An 812-nucleotide genomic window follows, 5' to 3' on the forward strand; every position below is an offset into this window, starting at 1 on the left:
TTATTTTCACCACAAAAATCAAGCATTTCCTGAGTTTCTTTAATACCACCAATTAATGAGCCCGCAATACGGCGCCGACCCATTAATAATGGCACAGTGTTAACTTCGTCAACGGGACCTATTTGACCAACAATAACAAGCGTGCCATCTATATCAAGTAGTGGTGTGTAAATTGACAAATCATGTTTTACCGGTACCGTATCGATAATTAAATCAAATGCAGACTTCGCATCTTTCATTTCATCATCGTTTGTTGACACTAAGTAATGTTGTGCGCCTAAGGTAATAGCATCCTCTTTTTTAGACTCACTACGGCCAATTACTGTGACGGTTGCGCCCATAGCGACAGCGTTTTTAACCGCCATATGGCCAAGTCCACCTAAACCGACGACGGCAACACGGCTGCCTTTTTTAACGCCCCATTTGTGTAGCGGAGAATACGTAGTAATGCCTGCACATAATAGTGGTGCAACGCGCGAGAGGTCCAGGGTCTGAGGAACAAAGAGCACAAACTCTTCGCGTACAACAACATGTTTTGAATAACCACCTTGGGTCATTTCTCCACTTATTCTGTCTTTACCTGCGTAGGTTCCAACCATGCCTTCGCGACACAGTTGTTCTTCGTGATTATCGCATTGGTCACAACTTTTGCATGAATCAACCATGCAACCAACGGCGACCGTATCGCCCTGCTTGTATTTTGTAACATCGCTACCTACCGACATTACTTTACCTACAATTTCGTGTCCCGGTACTAATGGGTACTTAGTGCCGCCCCAATCGTTTCGTACAGCGTGCAAATCTGTATGGCA

General features: G+C 44.6%; 1 protein-coding gene. It reads right to left on the minus strand.

Annotation, left to right across the window (positions count from 1 at the left end):
* Positions 1-812 (minus strand): NAD(P)-dependent alcohol dehydrogenase (locus CXF81_RS00355; RefSeq protein WP_101179119.1); only part of this gene is annotated, 812 nt, incomplete at both ends.

This window comes from Glaciecola sp. 33A (assembly GCF_002836745.1).
Classification (GTDB): Bacteria; Pseudomonadota; Gammaproteobacteria; order Enterobacterales; family Alteromonadaceae; genus Glaciecola.